Genomic DNA, 1,458 nt, shown 5'->3' with positions numbered 1-1,458 from the left:
ATCATCTCGGGCGCGGAATGGAGCCGGCTGTCGCTCGGCATCGAGCAGCGCGTGATGGCGCTCAACGCGTTCCTCGACGACATCTACCACCGCCAGGAGATCGTGCGCGCCGGCATCGTGCCGAAGCACCTGATCGCGCACAACGAGGCGTTCATCCCGGAGATGATCGATTTCCGGCCGCCCGGCAACGTTTACACGCACATCATCGGCGTCGACATCGTGCGCACCGCCGAGAACCAGTTCTACGTGCTCGAGGACAACGCGCGCACGCCGTCGGGCGTGTCGTACATGCTGGAAAACCGCGAGACGATGATGCAGCTCTTTCCCGAGCTGTTCCAGCAGGTCAAGGTGCGCCCGGTCGAGACCTATCCGCAGATGCTGCGCCAGTCGCTCGCGGCGGTGTGCCCGCCGGGCGGCAACGCCGACAACCCGACCATCGCCGTGCTCACGCCCGGCATCCACAATTCCGCGTACTACGAACATTCGTTCCTCGCCGACCAGATGGGCGTGCACCTCGTCGAGGGCAGCGACCTGCAGGTGGTCGACGGCCGCGTCGCGATGCGCACCACCGAAGGCTTCCGGCCGATCGACGTGCTGTACCGCCGGGTCGACGACGCGTTCCTCGATCCGCTGACGTTCCGCCCCGATTCGGTGCTCGGCGTGGCCGGGATCATGGACGTGTACCGCGCCGGCAACATCACGATCGCGAACGCGCCGGGCACCGGCATCGCCGACGACAAGGCGATCTACTCGTACATGCCGGAGATCGTCGAGTTCTACACGGGCCGCAAGGCGCTGCTGGAGAACGTGCCGACCTGGCGCTGCGGCGAGGCCGACAGCCTGAAATACGTGCTCGAGCATCTCGACGAACTGGTCGTGAAGGAAGTGCACGGCTCGGGCGGCTACGGAATGCTGGTCGGGCCGTGCGCATCGAAGGCCGAGATCGAGGCGTTCGCCGCGAAGCTGCGCGCGCGGCCCGCGAACTACATCGCGCAACCCACGCTGGCGTTGTCCACGACGCCGATCCTGACCGAAGCCGGCCTCGCGCCGCGCCACGTCGACCTGCGGCCGTTCGTGCTGGTGTCGGACCGGATCCGCATCACGCCGGGCGGGCTCACGCGCGTCGCGCTGCAGGAAGGCTCGCTGGTCGTCAACTCGAGCCAGGGCGGCGGCACCAAGGACACCTGGGTGCTGGCCGACTGAGCCGGGCACGACCGCGCGCGCCGCAGCCGGCGCGCGAACCGAACGAAGACGGAGTGGACACGAGATGCTTCTGGGACGAACTGCGAGCGGTCTTTACTGGATGTACCGCTATATCGAGCGCGCGGAGAACATCGCGCGCATCGTCGATGCCGGGCTGCGGATGGCGCTCACGCGCACGTCCGACGCGCCGGCCGAATGGTCGTCGGTGCTGGTCAGCTCGGGCGCGGACGACGGCTATCGTCAGAAGTACGACGC

General features: G+C 67.6%; 2 protein-coding genes. Both read left to right on the top strand.

Translation table 11 applies throughout. The annotated features are described in order from the left end of the window. Positions 1 to 1,203 (top strand): circularly permuted type 2 ATP-grasp protein (locus U4012_RS35490; RefSeq protein ID WP_321804526.1); only part of this gene is annotated, 1,203 nt, incomplete at its 5' end. Between the two features lie 64 nt (positions 1,204 to 1,267). Beyond that, positions 1,268 to 1,458 (top strand): alpha-E domain-containing protein (locus tag U4012_RS35485; protein WP_321804524.1); only part of this gene is annotated, 191 nt, incomplete at its 3' end.

Origin of the sequence: Burkholderia sp. BCC1988 (assembly GCF_905339895.1) — a bacterium.
Classification (GTDB): Bacteria; Pseudomonadota; Gammaproteobacteria; order Burkholderiales; family Burkholderiaceae; genus Burkholderia.
This window is presented reverse-complemented; position numbering and strand designations above follow the sequence as displayed.